At 71.3% G+C, this 18,078-nt stretch carries 14 protein-coding genes; 8 read left to right on the forward strand and 6 right to left on the reverse strand.

Annotated elements, in window-relative coordinates; translation table 11 throughout:
* Positions 1–21: 21 nt before the first annotated feature.
* A complete protein-coding gene (locus ABZ783_RS03835; RefSeq protein ID WP_357434395.1) occupies positions 22–3,177 on the reverse strand; it encodes a BTAD domain-containing putative transcriptional regulator in 3,156 nt (1,051 codons plus the stop codon).
* A 493-nt stretch (positions 3,178–3,670) separates the two neighbouring features.
* On the opposite strand from ABZ783_RS03835, the gene ABZ783_RS03840 reads away from it, so the two are divergent.
* From ABZ783_RS03840 to ABZ783_RS03860, 5 genes are all read left to right on the forward strand, one after another.
* Positions 3,671–6,223: a bifunctional diguanylate cyclase/phosphodiesterase gene (locus ABZ783_RS03840; RefSeq protein WP_357434396.1), complete on the forward strand. Its 2,553-nt coding sequence runs from the start codon at positions 3,671–3,673 to the stop codon at positions 6,221–6,223.
* Positions 6,224–6,342: 119 nt separating this feature from the next.
* Complete coding sequence (locus tag ABZ783_RS03845; protein WP_357434762.1) at positions 6,343–7,677, forward strand: glycosyltransferase 87 family protein; 1,335 nt, start codon at positions 6,343–6,345, stop codon at positions 7,675–7,677.
* Positions 7,678–7,687: 10 nt separating this feature from the next.
* Positions 7,688–8,320, forward strand: a complete 633-nt coding sequence (locus ABZ783_RS03850) for a phosphoribosyltransferase family protein (RefSeq protein WP_357434397.1) — start codon at positions 7,688–7,690, stop codon at positions 8,318–8,320.
* Between the two features lie 23 nt (positions 8,321–8,343).
* A complete protein-coding gene (locus tag ABZ783_RS03855; protein ID WP_357434398.1) occupies positions 8,344–8,724 on the forward strand; it encodes a zf-TFIIB domain-containing protein in 381 nt (126 codons plus the stop codon).
* 93 nt (positions 8,725–8,817) lie between these two features.
* Entirely contained in the window at positions 8,818–9,513 is a 696-nt protein-coding gene (locus tag ABZ783_RS03860) for a maleylpyruvate isomerase N-terminal domain-containing protein (RefSeq protein ID WP_357434399.1), read from the forward strand.
* Positions 9,514–9,528: 15 nt separating this feature from the next.
* On the opposite strand, the gene dnaB is transcribed toward ABZ783_RS03860, so the two are convergent.
* Positions 9,529–10,932, reverse strand: coding sequence for a replicative DNA helicase (gene dnaB / locus ABZ783_RS03865; RefSeq protein WP_073836995.1), 1,404 nt, complete (start codon positions 10,930–10,932; stop codon positions 9,529–9,531).
* Between the two features lie 393 nt (positions 10,933–11,325).
* Here dnaB and ABZ783_RS03870 point away from each other — a divergent pair, with 393 nt between their 5' ends.
* Entirely contained in the window at positions 11,326–12,621 is a 1,296-nt protein-coding gene (locus ABZ783_RS03870) for a hypothetical protein (RefSeq protein ID WP_357434400.1), read from the forward strand.
* Positions 12,622–12,762: 141 nt separating this feature from the next.
* Here ABZ783_RS03870 and rplI read toward each other — a convergent pair whose 3' ends face one another.
* The 4 genes from rplI to rpsF form a co-directional block, all read right to left on the reverse strand.
* The gene (gene rplI / locus ABZ783_RS03875; RefSeq protein ID WP_357434401.1) at positions 12,763–13,209 is read right to left on the reverse strand and encodes a 50S ribosomal protein L9; all 447 of its coding nucleotides are present in this window, start codon (positions 13,207–13,209) and stop codon (positions 12,763–12,765) included.
* Between the two features lie 14 nt (positions 13,210–13,223).
* Positions 13,224–13,463, reverse strand: coding sequence for a 30S ribosomal protein S18 (gene rpsR, locus ABZ783_RS03880; RefSeq protein ID WP_013289355.1), 240 nt, complete (start codon positions 13,461–13,463; stop codon positions 13,224–13,226).
* Positions 13,464–13,504: 41 nt separating this feature from the next.
* Positions 13,505–14,032 carry a single-stranded DNA-binding protein gene (locus tag ABZ783_RS03885; RefSeq protein WP_198940427.1) on the reverse strand — a complete coding sequence of 176 codons (528 nt, stop codon included), beginning with the start codon at positions 14,030–14,032 and terminating at the stop codon, positions 13,505–13,507.
* Positions 14,033–14,110: 78 nt separating this feature from the next.
* The gene (gene rpsF, locus ABZ783_RS03890) at positions 14,111–14,401 is read right to left on the reverse strand and encodes a 30S ribosomal protein S6 (protein WP_073836992.1); all 291 of its coding nucleotides are present in this window, start codon (positions 14,399–14,401) and stop codon (positions 14,111–14,113) included.
* Positions 14,402–15,072: 671 nt separating this feature from the next.
* Here rpsF and ABZ783_RS03895 point away from each other — a divergent pair.
* Both ABZ783_RS03895 and ABZ783_RS03900 read left to right on the forward strand, forming a co-directional pair.
* Complete coding sequence (locus tag ABZ783_RS03895) at positions 15,073–15,855, forward strand: deoxyribonuclease IV (RefSeq protein ID WP_357434402.1); 783 nt, start codon at positions 15,073–15,075, stop codon at positions 15,853–15,855.
* Positions 15,852–18,035, forward strand: a complete 2,184-nt coding sequence (locus ABZ783_RS03900) for a hypothetical protein (RefSeq protein ID WP_357434403.1) — start codon at positions 15,852–15,854, stop codon at positions 18,033–18,035. Before ABZ783_RS03895 ends, ABZ783_RS03900 begins: the two co-directional genes overlap by 4 nt.
* Positions 18,036–18,078: the final 43 nt, after the last annotated feature.

Below are 18,078 nucleotides of genomic sequence, written 5' to 3' on the forward strand. Positions count from 1 at the left end.
CGATAAGAAATCGATAAGCCGTCAACCGGTCCCCGCCGAACGCGATCCGGCCCGGTCGGCGGTGTCGTCCCCGGCGAGGCGCCGGGCCAGGTCCCGCCGCTCGGGCGCACCGATACGCCCGAAGATCGCCAAGGCACGCCGGCGGTACCGAAGGGCCTCGTCCGGCTCGTCGTCGTCGAGGTGGTCAGCCAGCGCGACAAGGGCACGCCCCTGCTCGTACGGATGCGCGATGCGGGTCGCGAGTTCGAGGGCACGGCGATGGGCGGCCATCGCCCCATCGGTGCTCCCGATGACCGCCAGCGTCGTGCCGAGGTCGTTCAGCACGGCTGCCTGCACATGCCGTTCCCCAGAGTCGCCCGCGATCTGCAGAGCCAACTCGTGCTGCTCTCGCGCCGCATCGAGCCGGCCCAGGTGGCGATACGCGATCCCCAGGTCGTTGCGGGCCTCCGCCTCCCCGAACCGGTGCCCGGTCCGGTCCCGCAGCCGAAGAGACGCAGTGATGAGCCGAACCGCCTTGGTGAAGTGACCTAGCCGGTTCTCGACGGACGCGATATGACCAAGAGCGTTTGAAATGTCGTACTGGTTCCCCCGGCACCGCCCGAGGAACAGGTGCTGCCGGTGCGCCTGAATCGCCTCTGCGTAACGCCCCAGCGTGGCAAAGGCGAACCCGAGGTTCGGCAGGGACAGGATCGGATCGACCGCCTCGCCCCCCAGGCGCTCTCGCAGAAGTTGCCGCCCGAGCTTGACCGACCGTGACGGGCTGCCGGTCAGCCAGTGGACGACGACGAGATTCGCCCGGTACCGGTGTTCATTGGCGCGGTCGCCGAGCTCCCTGGAGATGGACACTGCCGTTTCGAGGTGCCGCAGCGAGTCCAGGTAGCTACCGGTACGGGTGTACGCGGAGGCCAGGTAGTTGTTCATGACCGCCTGTGCCGCCCGGTCGCCGCACTTTTCCGCCGCAGCCAGCCCCCGACGATGGGTGACAAGGATGTCTTCGAAGTAGCCGCGGATGTAGCAGAACCGCCACATGGCGCGGGCGAGCCGCCAGGCGTACCGGTGAAGAGCCTCCCGCTCCGCGAACTCGATCAGAGCGACGAGGTTCGAACGCTCCCGCTCCAGCCACTCGACGTCGGGCGGGTCGGAACGGCCGAGTAGATCGGGTCGTCGCGGCGGGGCCAGACGGACGTGGGCGCGCAGTGCCGAGGGCTCAAGAAGCTGCGCTCGACCGACCGATTCGTGGAGCACGTGATCGAGAAGCCGGTGGGCAGCCTCCTCCCGGTCCCGTGCCTCGTCCGGCGCTTGGGACAGTTCGGCCGAGTACTGCCGCATCAAATCGTGCAAACGATAGCGGCCCGGCTCGATCTCCTCGATCAGGTGCTGGTCGAGGAGGTCGTCGAGCATCGCCTCCACACGATCGAACGGCAGGTCCGCCAGCGCCGCCGCCATCGCCACATCGAAATGGGCACCAGGATGCACGCTGACGAGTCGGAACAACCGCTTGACCGGTTCGGCCAGTGGTTCGTAGGAGGCGCTGAAGGCACCCGCCACCGTCTGCTGCTCGACGGCGAGCTGGCGCAGTACGGTGCCACCGACGCTCAGACGGTGGGCCAGGTCGGCAACCCGCCAGGAGGGTCGATGGGCGAGATGCCCTCCCGCCAGCCGGATGGCGAGTGGCAGATGACCGCAATGGCGCGCCACCGCCATGGCCGCTTCCCGCTCACGCTCAATTCGGTCCGCGCCGGCGGTACGGGCGAGCAGTTGCACCGCCTCGTCCGGGGTCAGCGCCGGGAGCGGCACGGGCGGGCCGGTGTCCCCGCCCAGCAGTCGACGGCGGCTCGTTACGAGCACGACCGAGCCAGGGGCAGCGGGCAGGAGGGGTATGACCTGATCACTGCCGGCCGCGTTGTCCAGCACGATGACAGCTCGGCGCTCTCGCAGCTCGCGCTGCCACAACTCGCCCCTCAGGACGTGGTCGGTCGGTATCCGGCCGGCGGGAACCGCCAGTTGCCGGAGCAGCGCGGTCTGTGCCTCCGCCGGGTCGATGGGCAAGCCGTCGGCATGTCCCCGTAGGTCGATGAAGAGCTGTGCATCGGGGTGGCTGTCGGCAAGTTGATACGCCAGATGTACGGCGAAGGCTGTCTTGCCGCCTCCCGCCATGCCGTGGATGACACGGACAGGTGACGTGCGTTGGCCCGCCACTGCGATCTCGGTCAAGAGGCGCTCCGTGAGCTCCCGCCGCCCGACGAAGTCGGCGACCACGCGGGGCAGATGGTTGACGGCCAGCCGGCCCTCACTCCCGAACGCGGCCTTTGCCGAGTGCCTGCGCGGCGCGACCTGACCATGAGGGCGGCCATCCGGCGCAGGCGGCTCGGAGAAGTCGAAAAGGGGTTCCCGATTGACGATCCGCTCGCGCAACTCCTGCAACTCCGCGCCGGGCTTGATGCCGAGCTGCTCCCTGAGTACGGACTCCGCGTGGCGGATCGCGGCCAGTGCACCGGCCGGATCGCCGTCCATGTAGAGCGCGCGAACGAGTAACGCATGAGCCTGTTCCCGGTAGGGATGCGCGACTACGTGATCGGTGAGGAAGGCGATGGCGGGCCTGCTACGACCGAGCCGAAGATCCAGCCACGCCCGGAGTTCGATCGCGGACAGACGCTGCCCGTCCAGGGCTGCCCGACGGGCGGCGAGGACCGGCCCCAGCGACAGACCGGCCAGCAGGGGGCCGCGCCAGAGCTCGCCACTACGCGCCAGCAGCGTGCTGGCCTCGCCGACCTCGCCGCGTGCCCACGCGCTTTCGGCCGCATCGACGAGGTATTCGAATCTGGGTACGTCCACCGACTCGTCGGTCAGCTCCAGCCGGTAGCCGCCCGGCGAACGGGAGAGGACGGGATCCTGGTGCTTCTCGAAGGTTCGCCGCAGATTGCCGGCGTACGTCCGCACGTTCGCGACGGCTGAGCGGGGCGGCTCATCCGGCCACAACTCGTCGACGAGCGACTCGATCGTGACGACTCGCCCGCCGTGCACGGCGAGCATCGCCAGCACGAGTTGCTGCTTCGGCGTACCCAGGGGAAGCCGGGTCGACCCCTGCCACACCTCCGGTGCCCCCAGGAGACGGACCTCCGTCAATCCTTCCTCCGCAGCGTGGTAAACGAAATTCAAATAACCACTGCATTTCACGTCAGAATATGCGTAAGCCGCCCTAAAGCCGGATAGCGCGCGATCCGACCCCCCGACTTTCAGAAGATATCAGAGAGCGACGACATTTTTTCGGTGCGTGGAACGGCAGGTTGGACGACTGCCGGGACAACCGCGCGGCCCGGCTCTGGAACCAAACTGCTAGAGACATCCCGTCGACGCCGCCTCGATAATCAGCATTGGCAGGCCACCCGGAATATGCGTTCAGTCTCCAGACAAAGACAGCGAGTGACAAGAGGAGACAGCATTAGCGCATTATGCGCATATGGACATCTAATGTAACCAAGTCTGCCGAAACGCCATAAGATAGCCCGCGTCGGTGGGGGTCGAAACCGAACGGCTCCGCAGGATCGAGTGAAGGGCGAAGCAGATGCGCGGCAACGACTGGCTGTGATCAACCTTCCCGGGCGCCTGAGCGGGCCGTACAGTACGGGTACACGCACCGCAACGCTTGAGCGCGGTGGAGGCAGGAAACGTGACTCGCGCCAACGCACGCGACAATGGGACCGATCGGCGGCTGCTGCTGCTTGTCGGTCTCGTCGTGTTTGCCGCCGCGATCACGCTGCTGGCAAGTCTCCGGCTCATCCAGGTTCAGGGCCTGACGACCTCGGCCGATCTCACGCGGGCCGCCACTCTGACATTCCTCGTCGCGGTTGCCGCCACCGTCAATGTCCGGATCCGTATCCGGGCCACCACCCACGGCGTCTCCTGGACAGATGCGGCCTCGGTGATCGGCCTGGCCGTCGCCCCGGTCCCATGGGTGATCGTCGCCACCGGGCTGGGGGTCGCGATCGCCCGGATGATCGGTCGGCTCCCTCCCATCAAGCTGGCCTTCGGCGTCGCCAAGGAAATGACGCTGGCGGCGGTGGGCGGGATGGTGCTGGTGGCGTCCGGATGGACATGGCCCTGGTCGGGGCCGGTTCCCCACTCGCTCCCCGCCCTAGTGCTGGCTTATCTGACGGTCGTCGTGCTGGATGAGCTGCTCATGTTCCCCGTTCTCGCCTTCGCGACGCGGACCCCGATCCTCAATCGCTTCCGCCAGCAGCTCGACCTCCGGTTGGCGAGCGTCGTCGCTCGCTTCTCGGTGATCCTGTCGACCCTGCTGATCCTCCGGATCAACCCGACGTTCCTGGTGGTCGTCCCACCACTCGTCCTGAGCCTGCACCTCGCTTACTCAAGCCGGCTACGCAGCCGGGCGGAACGGGACGCCTGGCAACGTCTCGCCCGCACCACGGACGCTCTCAACGTGGTCGACCTGGACGAGGTGCTCACCACTGCGGTCACCCAGGCCACCGAACTCTTCTCGGCCGACGAGGTCGACATCGAGCTTCGCGAGGAGTCGCGACTCGTCCGAGGTGCCGGAGGTGCCATCACCTACCGCGGGCCGGCCGGTAACCCCAGCGTGATCAAGGGCTCGGTGCTCGCGACCCGCCTGGAAGGCCATGACCAGAACGCTGATGTCGGTGTGCTGCGACTCCGGTTCGCCGGGCCCGTCGAGCTTTCCGAGCGGGAGCAGTACACCCTGCGTACCTTCGCCTCCGCGCTCTGCACCGCAGTCCGCAACGCCCAGGCGTACGCCGAGTTGGCCCGGATCGCCGAGGAGCACGCGTACGCCGCCACCCACGACGCCCTGACCGGGCTCTCCAACCGGCGTCACCTGCTCGATGAGGGCACCGATCAGCTCACCGCCCGGCACGCTGAGGGCGTCACCGCGCTGGTCCTGATCGACCTCAACCACTTCAAGGAGGTCAACGACACCCTCGGGCACGGCGCCGGTGACCGGGTGCTGATGCAGGTCGCCGACCGGCTGCGCGGCGCGGCCCGCCCGGGCGACCTGGTGGCCCGGCTCGGCGGCGACGAGTTCGCCGTGCTGCTGCGCGGGCTGCCCGCTCCGGCGGTGGCCGCGCACCGGGCCGAGGCGCTGCTGGCCGCCCTGCACGAGCCGCTCGACCTGGACGGCATGCGGATCAGCGTGGAGGCCAGCGGCGGCATCGCGGTCGCCCCGGCCAATGGCGGGATGCCCGAGCTGCTGCGTCGCGCCGACGTGGCGATGTACCAGGCGAAGCGGGCCGGCCAGCGGATCTCCACGTACGCCCCGACCCGGGACACCGCGGACCTTGGCCGGCTCACCCTCGGCGGCGAACTCTCCCGCGCGGTGGCCGACCACGAGTTCACCGTCAACTTCCAGCCGATCGTAGACCTGGGCAGCGGCGAGGTGATCGGTGCGGAGGCACTGGCCCGCTGGCACCACCCGACGCACGGCATGATCGACCCGCTACGCTTCATCGAGGCGGTGGAACGCTCCGGGCTGCTGCCCGCGTTCGCCGAGGCGATCCTCGACCAGGCGCTGATCGCGGCCGGCAGCTGGCGGGCCGCCGGCTTCGACCTGCCCGTCTCGGTGAACGTGTCACCCCGCAGCCTCCTCGACGCCCGCTTCCCGGGGGCGGTCCTGGCCCGGCTGCGGGCGCACGACCTGCCCCCGGACCGGCTGGTGCTGGAGCTGACCGAGACCCTTACGCTCAGCCAGCTCGACGTGGTGGACCGGGTGCTCAGCCGGCTGCGCGACTCCGGCGTACGGCTGGCCCTCGACGACTTCGGCACCGGCTACTCCTCGCTGTCGCTGCTGTCCCGCATCCCGGTGCACGAGTTGAAGATCGACCGCAGCTTCGTCACCGCCATGGAGAGTTCGGCCGAGGCCGCGGCCGTGATCCGCTCCACCCTCGACCTGGGCCGCAGCCTCGACCTGACCGTGGTGGCCGAGGGCGTGGAGAGCGAGCCGCAGCGGCGGGCGCTCTGGGAGTTGGGGTGCGCCGCCGGCCAGGGCCATCTTTTCGCCCGGCCGCTGCCGGCCGGAGCGCTGCTCGCCGCCCTCCAGCGGGGGGCGGGCGGCCGACCGGGCAGCCTCGTGGCGCCGCTGCACGACGCGGGTGCGGTGATCCGCCTGCCGGGTCGCCGTACCGGCCGGGGGCGCGCCGCCACGTCGGCGTCCGCTGCCGGCCAGACCGCCGACGAGTCCAGCCACCACTGATCCCCCGGCGTAATCCGCCAGCTCTTGGCGGTACGCGGAACCCACCGCCGCCGGCCGGCCCTGCGACGAGGAGCACGACCCGGGCGCCGGGGCGCCCGTCTGCCAGACTGGGCCGCGTGATCGTCGACCCCGATCGAAGCTTCCGTCGCTGGCGGGCCGTGGACTCCGCCGCCGGCGGGCTCGCCCTCGACCTGGGCCTCTACGCCGTCTCGGCGGTCTTCGCCGGGGTCACCGCCGCCACGTCCACCCTGCTCCCGCACCGGGCCTGGGGCACGTTCGCCGCCGTCGGCTACCTGGTGGCCGCGCTCGCCGTGGCCGGTCAACTCCTCGCCCGGCGGCACCGCTGCGACGCACCGCTCACCGGACTCGGCGCCCGCTGGGCGGTCACCGGGTTCGCCTGGGCCACCACCGCGCTGCTGCCGGTCGTGGCGCAGAGCATCCAGCGGGCGGCCGGGCGTACCGACCGGGCGCAGGAGGAGGTGGTCGTGGTCGAGCACGCCGGCGCCCGGCTGGCCGAGCACGGCACCCCCTACCTGGGGCACGACGCGATCGCCGCGCTACCTCCGGCGGAGCAACTGCTCGGCTACACCCCATACCAGCCGGGCATGGCGCTGTTCGGGCTGCCCCGGGCCGCCGTCGACGCCTGGTGGACCGACGCGCGGGTCTGGTTCGCCCTGGTCACCGCCGGTGTGCTGGCCCTCGCGGTGGCCACGCTGCGCAGCCGGCCCGCCCCGGCCGCGCCGCGCCGCCACGCCGCGCTGCTCCGGGCCGTCCAGGCGGCCACGGTGCTGCCGGTCTGCGCGCTCACCCTGGCGACCGGCGGCGACGACCTGCCCGTACTCGCGCTCTGCCTGCTCGGGCTGGCCTTCGCCGCCGCCGAGCGGCCCGGTCGGGCCGGCCTGGCGGTCGGCGCGGCGGGCGCCCTGAAACTCTTTGCCTGGCCGGTCGCGCTCGTGCTTATCTGCTGGGCTGCCACCCGTCGGGCCGGCCTCCGCACCGCCCTCGGTGCCCTCGGGCTGCCGGCGCTCGCACTGGTCCCCGCCCTGCTGGTCGACCGTGACGCGCTGGTGGAGAACGTGCTGCGCTTCCCGCTCGGGCACGGGCTGGTGACCAGTCCCGCGCAGTCCCCGTTCCCCGGCCACCTGATCGCCACCGCGCTGCCCGCCGGCCGGATCGTCGCCGCCGCGCTGCTGGTCGCGGCCGGGGCGGCGATCGCCGTCCGGCTCCTCCGCCGGCCACCGCACACCGCCGCCGCCATCGCGCTGATCTGCGGGTACGGACTGCTCGCGGCGATCCTGCTGATGCCCTCGACCCGTTTCGGCTACCTGCTCTACCCGGTCGCCCTGCTGGTCTGGGCCCCCGCGCTGGCACTCCCGGAAGCTGCGGTACGCCCGGAGGCGCCCGCCGGGGCCGCTTCCGCCAACTCCCGGACGCGGCCGGTCGGCAGGGCGTAAACCTGAGGACATGACCACCTATCGCGATCGAGCCGAGGCGGGCCGCATGCTCGCCGACAAGCTCACCGACCTCGCCGGGCGGCCGGGGGTCGTCGTGCTCGGGCTGGTACGCGGCGGCGTGGAGGTCGCCCGGGTGATCGCCGAACGGCTCGGCGTGCCCCTCGACGTGCTGGTGGTCCGCAAGCTCGGCGTGCCGTTCGCACCCGAGGTGGCATACGGTGCGCTCGGCCCCGGCGGCGTGCAGGTCCTCAACGAGATGGTCGCGAACCGGCTCAGCGAGGTCGACAAAGCCGAGGTCCGGCAGCGGGAACAGGCTGAACTGGAGCGCCGCGAGGGCCTGTACCGGGCCGGCAGGCCGCCGCTCGACCTCACCGGGCGAACGGCGGTCATCGCCGACGACGGGCTGGCCACCGGCGCCACCGCCCGCGCCGCCGTGCAGGTCGCCCGCCACATCGGTGCGGCCCGGGTCGTCGTGGCCGTGCCGGTGGGCTCCCGGGAGGCGTACGAGATGCTGGCCGGCGAGGCCGACCAGGTGGTCATTCTGGAGACGCCGCCCGACTTCATGGCGGTCGGCGCGTACTACGAGGACTTCCACGAGGTCTCCGACAACGAGGTGACGGAAACGCTGAAGGCCACCGCGTGAGGTCACCGGGTACCGTCGGTGCCATGCAGCTCACCTGTCCCAAATGTCATGGCGAAATGCGCCAGTACGAGCGCAGCGGAGTGATCATCGACCAGTGCGGCGAGTGCCGGGGCATCTTCCTCGACCGCGGCGAGCTCGAGAAGCTGTTCGAGGCCGAGGCGAACTGGAACCAGCAGCACAGCCCCCAGCCGGCCGCCCCGGCCGCCGGCGGCTACGCCCCGCCGCCCCCACCGCCACCCGCCGCAGCCCCGCACCAGCCCGGCTACGGCGCCGTCCCGCCCCCTCCGCCGCCGCCCGGCCACGGCTACGCGCAGCCCGCGTACGGCCACGGCCAGCACCACGGCTACCACGGCCACTACCGCCGCAAGAAGCGCCACGGCTTCCTCGGCGAGCTCTTCGACTGACCGGTGCCCGGCAGGGCCGGGGCGCATCCCGGCCCGCCGCGCGGCACCTCCGTCGAGGTGCCGCGCGGCGTTTCGTGTGCGACGCTCACCCCCATGAAGCCCACCGGGCAGCACATCGCCCTGGCGCAGGCCTACGACGGCATCACCCGAGTGGTCGCCGATCTCGACGACGCCGACCTGCAACGACCGACCCGCTGCCGGGGATGGCTCGTCGCCGACCTGCTCTTCCACATCCTGTGCGACGCCCAGCGGGCCCTGGTCGCGCTCGCCAGCCCCGCCGACCGCCCGGCCGACGTGGACGACGTCAGCTACTGGCGCGCGTTCACCCGGGGAGGCGGCGACGAGGCCAGCGTGCGGCACGCCTGGTGGGTCCGCCGCTCGGCCGCCGCCTTCGACCGGCCCAGCGAGGTGGTGCGGCTCTGGTGCGACACCGCCCCCGCCGCCGTCCGCGCGGCCGGCGCGGCCGTGCACGGCGCTGATCCGCACGCCTGCGTCACCACCCAGGGCCAGGTGATCGCCGTACCCGATCTGCTGGCCACCCTCACCACGGAGGCCGTCGTCCACCACCTCGACCTGGTGGTCGATCTGCCGGACGCACCGCCACCCGGCGCCGCCGCCGTCAGCGTCGCGGTGACCACCGTCGACGGCCTGCTCAGCGACGACGCGGTCCGGCCGACCGGCTGGGACGACCGGGAGTATCTGCTCAAGGCCACCGGCCGGATCCCGCTCACCGACCGCGACCGGCGGGACCTGGGCGAGTCCGCCGGCTGGTTCCCGCTGCTCGGCTGAACGCGGCGGGACGGGTCAGACGATGGCCATGTCGACGAAGCGGGACAGGTGCAGCTGGGCCGCGACCGTCACAGTGTCGGTGGGGCCATTCCTGTGTTTGGCAACGATGAAGTCGGCTTCCCCGGCCCGCGGCGACTCCTTGTCGTAGTAGTCGTCGCGATGCAGCAGGATGACCACGTCCGCATCTTGCTCAATTGATCCCGATTCACGCAGATCGGACAATTGGGGCCGCTTGTCGGTGCGCTGCTCGGGGCCACGGTTCAGCTGGCTCACCGCGATCACCGGGCACTCGACCTCCTTGGCCAGCAGCTTGAGGCCACGGGAAAGGTCGGCCACCTCCTGCTGCCGGCTCTCGGTGCGCTTGGGCGAGGTCATCAGCTGGAGGTAGTCGACCACGATCAGCTTGAGGTCGTGCTTCTGCTTGAGCCGCCGCGCCTTGGCCCGGATCTCCATCAGGTTCATGCTCGGCGTGTCGTCTACGAAGAGCGGCGCCTCACTGATCTCGCCCATGCAGCGGGCCAGCTTGGTCCAGTCGTCGTCGGAGAGCTGGCCGCTGCGCAGCACGTGCAGCGGCACGCGCGCCTCGGCCGAGAGGAGTCGCATGACGATCTCGACCTTGCTCATTTCCAGCGAGAAGATCGCCGACGCGTGGTTGGAGCGAATGGAGGCATTTCGGGCAAAATCCATACTTGCCGTCGACTTGCCCAAACCGGGCCTACCGGCCACGATGATGAGTTGGCCCGGGTGCAGGCCGTTCAACAGCCGGTCGAGGTCGCTGAAGCCGGTCGGCACCCCGGTCATCACGCCGCCCTGGGCACCCACGGCCTCGATCTCGTCCAGCGTCGGCTGGAGCATGTCGGCCAGGATGGCGAAATCCTCGCTGACCCGCTTCTCGGTCACCTCGTAGACCGCCTGCTGGGCGAGGTCGACGATGTCGTCGACGTCCCGGCTGCCGCCCTGGCCGGTGCCGTACCCGAGCTGGACGATCTTGGTGCCGGCCTCGACCAGCCGACGCAGCACCGCGCGCTCGCCGACGATGCGCGCGTAGTAGGCGGCGTTGGCGGCGGTGGGCACGCTGGCGATCAGCGTGTGCAGGTAGGGCGCGCCGCCGATCCGGGCCAGGTCGCCGGAGTCGGCCAGGGCGGCGGCGACGGTGATCGGGTCGGCCGGCTCGCCCCGGCCGTAGATGTCGAGGATCGCGTCGAAGATGGTGGCGTGCACCGGGCGGTAGAAGTCGTTGGACTTCAGGATCTCCACGACATCGGCGATGGCGTCCTTGGAGAGCAGCATGCCGCCGAGGACGCACTGCTCAGCGGCCACGTCCTGGGGCGGGGTCTTCTCGAACTGCGCGTCCCGTTGTGCCTGTGCGGGCGGCGGCCCCCCGGTCCGCTCCGTCCGCGCGTCGTCGGTGACCGACACGGGTCCCCCCTCGCTGCGTCGGATCGAGTCCAGCTCTACCGCCGGGGTATGACATCTCCGACGACCCTCCGGTCGATCGGGGGCCACCGCCCGGACGGTCGGGGGACCACGATACGGAACCCGAGGTCAGACCCTCAACAATGCCGGTGGACGAGCCTCGGGACAACCTGTGGACGCCCGGGGACGGACATGTGCGCAGCGTGTGCACAGGGTGTGGACAAGTGCTGGAGAATCCTGGCTCGACCGCCTCTGACCTGCGGTTCTGCAATCCACAGCCTGTGGACGACAGATTTCCGGTCGGGCCTGGGCACCGTTCGTCCCGTACCATCACCGCGAACGGCTACACCTGGGCAGCTGATTGCATTTTGGTTGAGAAGGGGTCACGCTCCGGCCGTGAGACACCGGGACTGGGGAGGCGGGGAGGGCAGCCCGCGCGAGCGCCAGCCGATCTCCCCGTGGGACGAGCCCGCCGAGTCGTTCCCGGTCGCCTCCAGCTCGGCGTCGTACGCGCCCGAGCGCTACCGCACCCCGAGCCGCCGCGCCATCGAGCGCGGCCAGCAGGAGCCGGTGGACACGTACCTTCCGCAATGGGCGGTGGAGTCGGGCGTCCGCCGGGCGGACGGCAGGGGTCGCCACGCCGCGCCCGACGACGATGAAGACGTCGAGCCGCCGTACCCGGATGGTGGCTGGCGGCCGGACGTCGGATGGCGCCGGGAGGCTGCCCGGCGCGGGCTGCCGGCCGGCGACGCCGGCCCAGCCGGCGAGCACACCGCCGAGTGGACCCTGGACACCCCGCAGGAGCAGGGGTACGTCGGGAGCCGACGGGCCGAGTCCACCGAGGACGAGCCGGGGTCGGGGCCGGCCGTGCGGAGCCGGCCGCGCCGCGCGCAGTCGCGCCGGCCGCCGGTGACCCGGTCGGGCCTGGAGGACAGCACCGCCTCGGGCGGGCAGGAGGACCGGTCGGATGCCGGGCGGAGCCGGCGGGGGGCCTCGGAGTCCTGGTCCCGGCCGGCGGTGGACCCGTGGGAGCGGGGCCGGTCGGCCGAGCCTGATCCGGTGGCGCCGCCGGTGGTCGACCCGTGGGACGCCTCGGGTGTGCACGCCTGGGCCCGTTCGGCCACGGGCCGGTGGGACCAGGCGGAGGGCGCCGACCGCTGGGACCGGACGGAGCACACTGGCGAGCAGGACCGGCTCACCGACACCGGCGAGTGGGGCCGGTACGCCGAGGTCGACCACCGGACGATGCCGCCGAAGCCGGTCCGGGAAGGTTGGGCGTCGCCGGAGCAGGCGGAGGGATTCTGGTCGGGGACCCGGCTGGCCGGTGACCTGCTGGATCCGGATCCGGGCGGTCCGGTCCGGTCGCTGGTCTACACCGCCGCCTGTTATCTGGTGCCCGCGCTGCTGGTCTTCGTGGGGCTGCTGTTCCTCGACGGGCAGGCCCCAACGGGGTGCGTCACGGACATCACCGGCGGGGGTTGTGATTCGCCGCGGGCGCACGCGTTCGCCTCGCTGGTCGCGGGTGCGCCGCGGTTCGGGCTGGCGCTGCTGAGCAGCCTGGTCGTCGCGGTGGTGCTGCGCGGTTTCGGGGCGACGTGGCGGTCGGGGGCGGTGGCGCTGGCGGCGGCGGTGGTCGGTGGCGGCCTGTCGACGGTGATGATCAGCGTGGTGACCGGGCAGCCGATCGGCTGATCGGCAACGGCGAAGTCGCCGGACGACGGCTCCAGGTCGCGGCGCGGCGTAAGACGCGCCGCTCTTGCGTTGTCGCAAGGAGCATGCGGAAGGGCCCGCACCGGGAGACCGGTGCGGGCCCTTCCGTCGTGCTGTCCGCTGTCAGCTCGGGGTGACGTTCAGGTTGAACTTGGCGGTCACCTCGGGGTGCAGCTTGATGCTCACCGGGTAGGAGCCGGTCGACTTGATGTGACCGGGCAGTTCCAGCCGGCGGCGGTCCAGGCTCGGACCACCGGCGGCCTTGACGGCCTCGACGACCTCGGCCGGGGTGACCGAGCCGAAGAGCCGGCCGCCGTCGCCGGCGCGGGCCTTCAGGTTGACCTTCAGGCCCTCGATCTGGGCCTTGACCTCGTTGGCGTGGCCGAGGTCGCGGATCTCCCGGGCCGCGCGGGCCCGCTTGATGACCGTGACCTGCTTCTCCGCACCCTTGGTCCAGGCGATCGCGAAGCCCTGCGGCAGCAGGTAGTTACGGCCGTAGCCGTTCTTCACCTCGACGATGTCGCCCGGAGTGCCGAGGCCGGACACCTCCTGAGTCAGGATGATCTTCATGTCCGTGCCTCCTCTCAGCGGGTCGTGGCCGTGTACGGCAGGAGCGCCATCTCGCGGGCGTTCTTGACCGCACGGGCGATCTGCCGCTGCTGCTGCGAGGTAACGCCGGTCACCCGCCGAGCACGGATCTTGCCGCGGTCGGAGATGAACTTGCGCAGCAGCGCGGTGTCCTTGTAATCGATGTAGGTGATCCCGTCCTTGTCGAGCGGGTTCACCTTCTTCTTCGGCTTGCGCAGTGCCGCAGCCTTGGCCATTGCTCTTGCTCCTGGTTTGCGATCGCGGGCGCTCGGCGCCATTAGAACGGGGGCTCCTCGTCGAAGTTTCCGCCGCCCGAACCACCGCGCGAGGGAGCCGGGGCAGCCGAGGCCCAGGGGTCGTCGAAGTTGCCTCCGCCGCCGCCCTGGCCGCCACCACCACCGAAGCCGCCACCGCCACCCGAGCGGGACATCTTCTGCACCTTCGCCGTGGCGTAGCGCAGCGACGGGCCGATCTCGTCGACCTCCAGCTCGATGACGGTGCGCTTCTCACCCTCGCGGGTCTCGTACGACCGCTGACGCAGCCGGCCGGACACGATCACCCGGGCGCCGCGCTGCAGCGACTCGGCGACGTTCTCGGCGGCCTGCCGCCAGACCGTGCACGAGAGGAACAGCGGCTCGCCGTCCTTCCACTCGCCGGACGCCTTGTCCATGAAGCGGGGCGTCGAGGCGACCCGGAACTTGGCGACGGCCGCCCCGGAGGGGGTGAACCGCAACTCGGGGTCATCGGTCAGGTTGCCGATGACCGTGATGGTGGTGTCTCCTGCCATGACCATCTCCTCGCGCACTCATCGTGTTGCCCTACAGGCTCTCAGAGCCCTCCGACACCATCGACGAGGCTTGATCCGGACGTGCCGGGTCGAATGTCAGCGCATCTCCGGCCGGATGACCTTGGTGCGCAGCACGGACTCGTTGAGCCGCAGCTGACGGTCCAGCTCGGCCACCGCCTCAGGCGTCGCCTGGAGGTCGATGACGGCGTAGATGCCCTCGGCCTTCTTGCTGATCTCGTACGCGAGGCGCCGGCGGCCCCACACGTCGGTCTTCTCCACCGAGCCACCCGCGGTCCGGATCACGTTCAGGTACGTGTCGAGCGACGGGGCGACGGTGCGCTCCTCGAGGCTGGGGTCGAGGATCACCATGATCTCGTAATGACGCAAGACGTGCTCACCTCCTGTGGGCTAAGCGGCCACGGTCCTTCCGTGGCAGGAGGTCGTGCGTCGTGGCCCGTGACCGGCAGCGGGGGGACCCGGCCGGGCGCGGACAACCGGACCAGGATACCCGGTCCGGACGATCATGCCCGGGCCGGTCGTGCGCGGCGCCCGGGCGCGGCGACAGGGGCCCACCGCCGGCGTCGCGTACCGGTGGTGGGCCCCTGTCCACAGGGCCGCGGGGCGTCCCGTCCGCATTCCTTGGGTGGGACCTGGGGAGGAACGACCACACCGATGAGGTTGGATCGAGGACGCCCCGCGGAGCTTTATCGTGTTGTCATCTGGTCTGACCATACAACGGCTCTCGTCACCTCTTGGGGGAAATGGAGGAATTTGCCCCACCGACCGGATGCTTGGCCGTCGGGTCTGACGAGTCGGAGGATCCCGCCCCGTCGTGCCGGGCCGCACGGCGGGGCGTCCCGTTTCCGGGGGTCTCCCCTGCACCAGTACCCGCTGTGGACCCGGGCCCGGGTGCAGGGTTGACCGTCGATCCCACCTGGAAAACGAGCGCCCGGCCGGCGGGTGACGCCCGGCGCGACGTGCCCGTCACACGCCGCCGTCGGTACGCCGGCCGGCTGCGGTCACCCCGCTCGTCAGGGGCGCGACGTAGGCTGCCCTGCATGCGAATCGGAGCCCACGTCGATCCGTCCGACCCGTTGGCCGAGGCCGCCGCCCGGGACGCCGAGGCCGTGCAGTTCTTCCTCGCCGACCCACAGGGTTGGAAGGCCCCGAAGCCACGGGAGGACGCCGACCGGCTACGTGACGCGGGCGTCGACCTCTACGTCCACGCGCCGTACGTCATCAACGTGGCCACCCTGAACAACCGGATCCGCATCCCCAGCCGCAAGCTGCTCCTCGGCCACGCCACCGCCGCGGCGGCCGTCGGTGCCAAGGGCCTGATCGTGCACGGCGGCCACGTCAACGCCGGCGACGACCTCGCCGCCGGATTCGACAACTGGCGCAAGACCTTCGCGTACGCCGCGGACTCGGGCGGCTTCCCGCTCCCGGTCCTGATCGAGAACACCGCCGGCGGTGACAACGCCTGCGCCCGTCACCTCGACGCCCTGGCCCGGCTCTGGGACGCCCTCGCCGACTACGAGGTGGGCTTCTGCCTGGACACCTGCCACGCGTACGCCGGGGGTGAGGAACTGCTCGGGCTGGTGGACCGGGTGAAGGCGATCACCGGCCGGATCGACCTGATCCACGCGAACAACTCCAAGGGCGCCTTCAACTCGGGGCAGGACCGGCACGACAACCTGACCGGCGGGACCATCGACCCTGAGCTGGTGGTGGCGGTGATCCGGGCGGCCGGCGCGCCGGTCATCGTGGAGACCCCGGGCGGCGTCGCGGGCCAGGCGGCGGACATCGCCTTCCTGCGGGAGCAGTTGGGCAAGGCGGCATGACCACCGAGCAGTCCGACACCACCGACGGCGGCCGCCCGGCCGGGAGCGACGGTCAGCCGACCGCCGGCGGCAGCGACCCGGACGGCCCCGTCGCGGCGACGCCCGAGCCGGTCATCCGGCAGCCGGGCGCGGACACCGCCACGCCGGCGAAGGAGCCGGCCACGGGTCAAGCCGCCACGTCGACGAAGGAGTTGACCACCGAGCCCGCCACCTCGAAATCCGCCGGCGGCAAGGCGAACGGGACGGCTCAGCCGACCGACGGGAACGGCACCGGAAAGTCCGCCGCGGAGCCGGCCGGAAAGGCTGGCCGCGACGACACCGCCGCCGACGCGTCCGGAAGAGCCGACGCGTCCGGGAAAGCCGACGCGTCCGGAAAGAAGGCCGACGGCAAGTCGGATACGGCGGCCGATCCGTGGTCCGCCTTCGGCCCCGCTCCGGACCCGGTGCTCACCCGGCCCCGCCGGGCGGTCCGCGCGGTGGGCCGCTTCCTGATCCACGAGTGGACCCTGGCCACCGTCGCCTCGCTGGCGGTGGCCGTCCTGATGACCTGGCCCACGCTGCGCTACCCGAACTACACGCTGCCGCAGGACTACTGGGACCCGAGCCTTCAGGCCTGGCAGATGGCCTGGTCCGGGCACATCCTGCTGACCAACCCGGCTCAGCTCTGGCACTCGAACAGCTTCTTCCCCGAGACCTGGAGCTTCGCCTTCTCCGACACCCTGCTCGGGTACGCCCCGGCCGGCATGCTCGGTCACGGTCCCGAGGCCGCCGTGCTGCGCTACAACATCATGTTCGTGCTGGCGCACGCGCTCGCCACGCTCGGGGCGTACGCACTGGCCCGGCAGTTGGGCGCGGGCCGGATCGGGGCCGCGGTGGCCGGTGCCGGCTACGCGTACGCCCCGTGGCTGCTCGCCCAGGCTGGGCACCTGCACATCCTCTCGAACGGCGGCATCCCGCTGGCGCTGGCGATGCTCGCCCGGGGCCACGGCTGGTCCCTGCGCTACGGCTACCGTCCGCACCGCCGCCACGCCGGTTGGGCGTTCACCGGCTGGCTGGTGGCGGCATGGCAGCTCAGCCTGGGCTTCGGCATCGGGCTGCCGTTCGCGTACCTGCTGGCCGGCGTCGTACTGGTCTCGGCCGTGATCTGGTTCGCCCGGCGCTGGGTGGTCGGGCGGGTGAAGCGCCCGTTCGGTTGGCGGCTGCTCCTCGCCGACGCGCTCGGCGGGCTGCTCTTCGCCGCGGTGGGCGCGCTGTTGGCGCTGCCGTACTTCACGGTTGCGCAGCAACACCCGAACGCGGCCCGGACCCTCGCCGACATCGAAATCTACTCGCCGCCGGTGAGCGGCTTCTTCACCGCCCCGGCCGAGTCACGGATCTGGGGTCCGCTGCACGAGGGGGCGCGGGCGGTGCTGCCCTGGCACCCCGAGATGACGCTGCTGCCCGGCTTCGCGCTGTACGCCCTGGCTGCCGGCGGGCTCTTCTTCTCCGTCTGGCGGGTCCGGCACCGGCTCTTCCTGCTCGCCGGGGTGCTGCTGACGATGGTCCTGGCCATGGGCACGCGGTTCTTCGGCGGCCGGTTCAGCTACGTGCCGCTGTTCGACTACCTGCCCGGCTGGAACGGGCTGCGGACCCCGGGCCGGATGATGCTCTGGACCACTCTCCTGCTCGGCCTGCTGGCGGCGGGTGCGGTGACCGCGTTCTGCGCCCGGGTACGCGAGGTGGCCGCCGAGCGGGTGCCGCCGTGGCCCGGCCCGTGGCTGCGCCTGGCCACTCTGCTGCCCCTGCTGCTGGTGATCGTGGAAGGGCTGAACGTCACCCCGCACCCGGTCGTGCCGGCGCAGCCGGCGGCGATGCGTACGGTCGACGGCCCGCTGCTGGTCCTACCCAGCAGCCAGAACCTGGACCAGCCGGTGATGCTCTGGTCGACCAGCCGGTTCCAGGAGATGGTCAACGGCGGCAGTGGCTTCACCCCGGACAGCCAGGCCCGGGTCCGCGACGCCGTCGTCAGCTTCCCCGACCAGCCCAGCATCGCCTACCTGCGCGAGCTCGGGGTGAAGAACGTGGTCGTGTTGCCTGGGAAGCTCTCCGGTACGCCGTGGGAGGGGCTTCTCGACCGACCTTCCGACGGGCTGGGGGTGACTCGCACAGAGGTCGGTGACGCTGTCGTCTTCCGCCTCTGAGGTGCTTGTTGCTCGCGGTGGGGCAACGGCAGGCCGTCCGGTA

It is taken from the genome of Micromonospora sp. NPDC047738 (assembly GCF_040642675.1).
In the GTDB taxonomy this organism is placed as follows: Bacteria; Actinomycetota; Actinomycetes; order Mycobacteriales; family Micromonosporaceae; genus Micromonospora.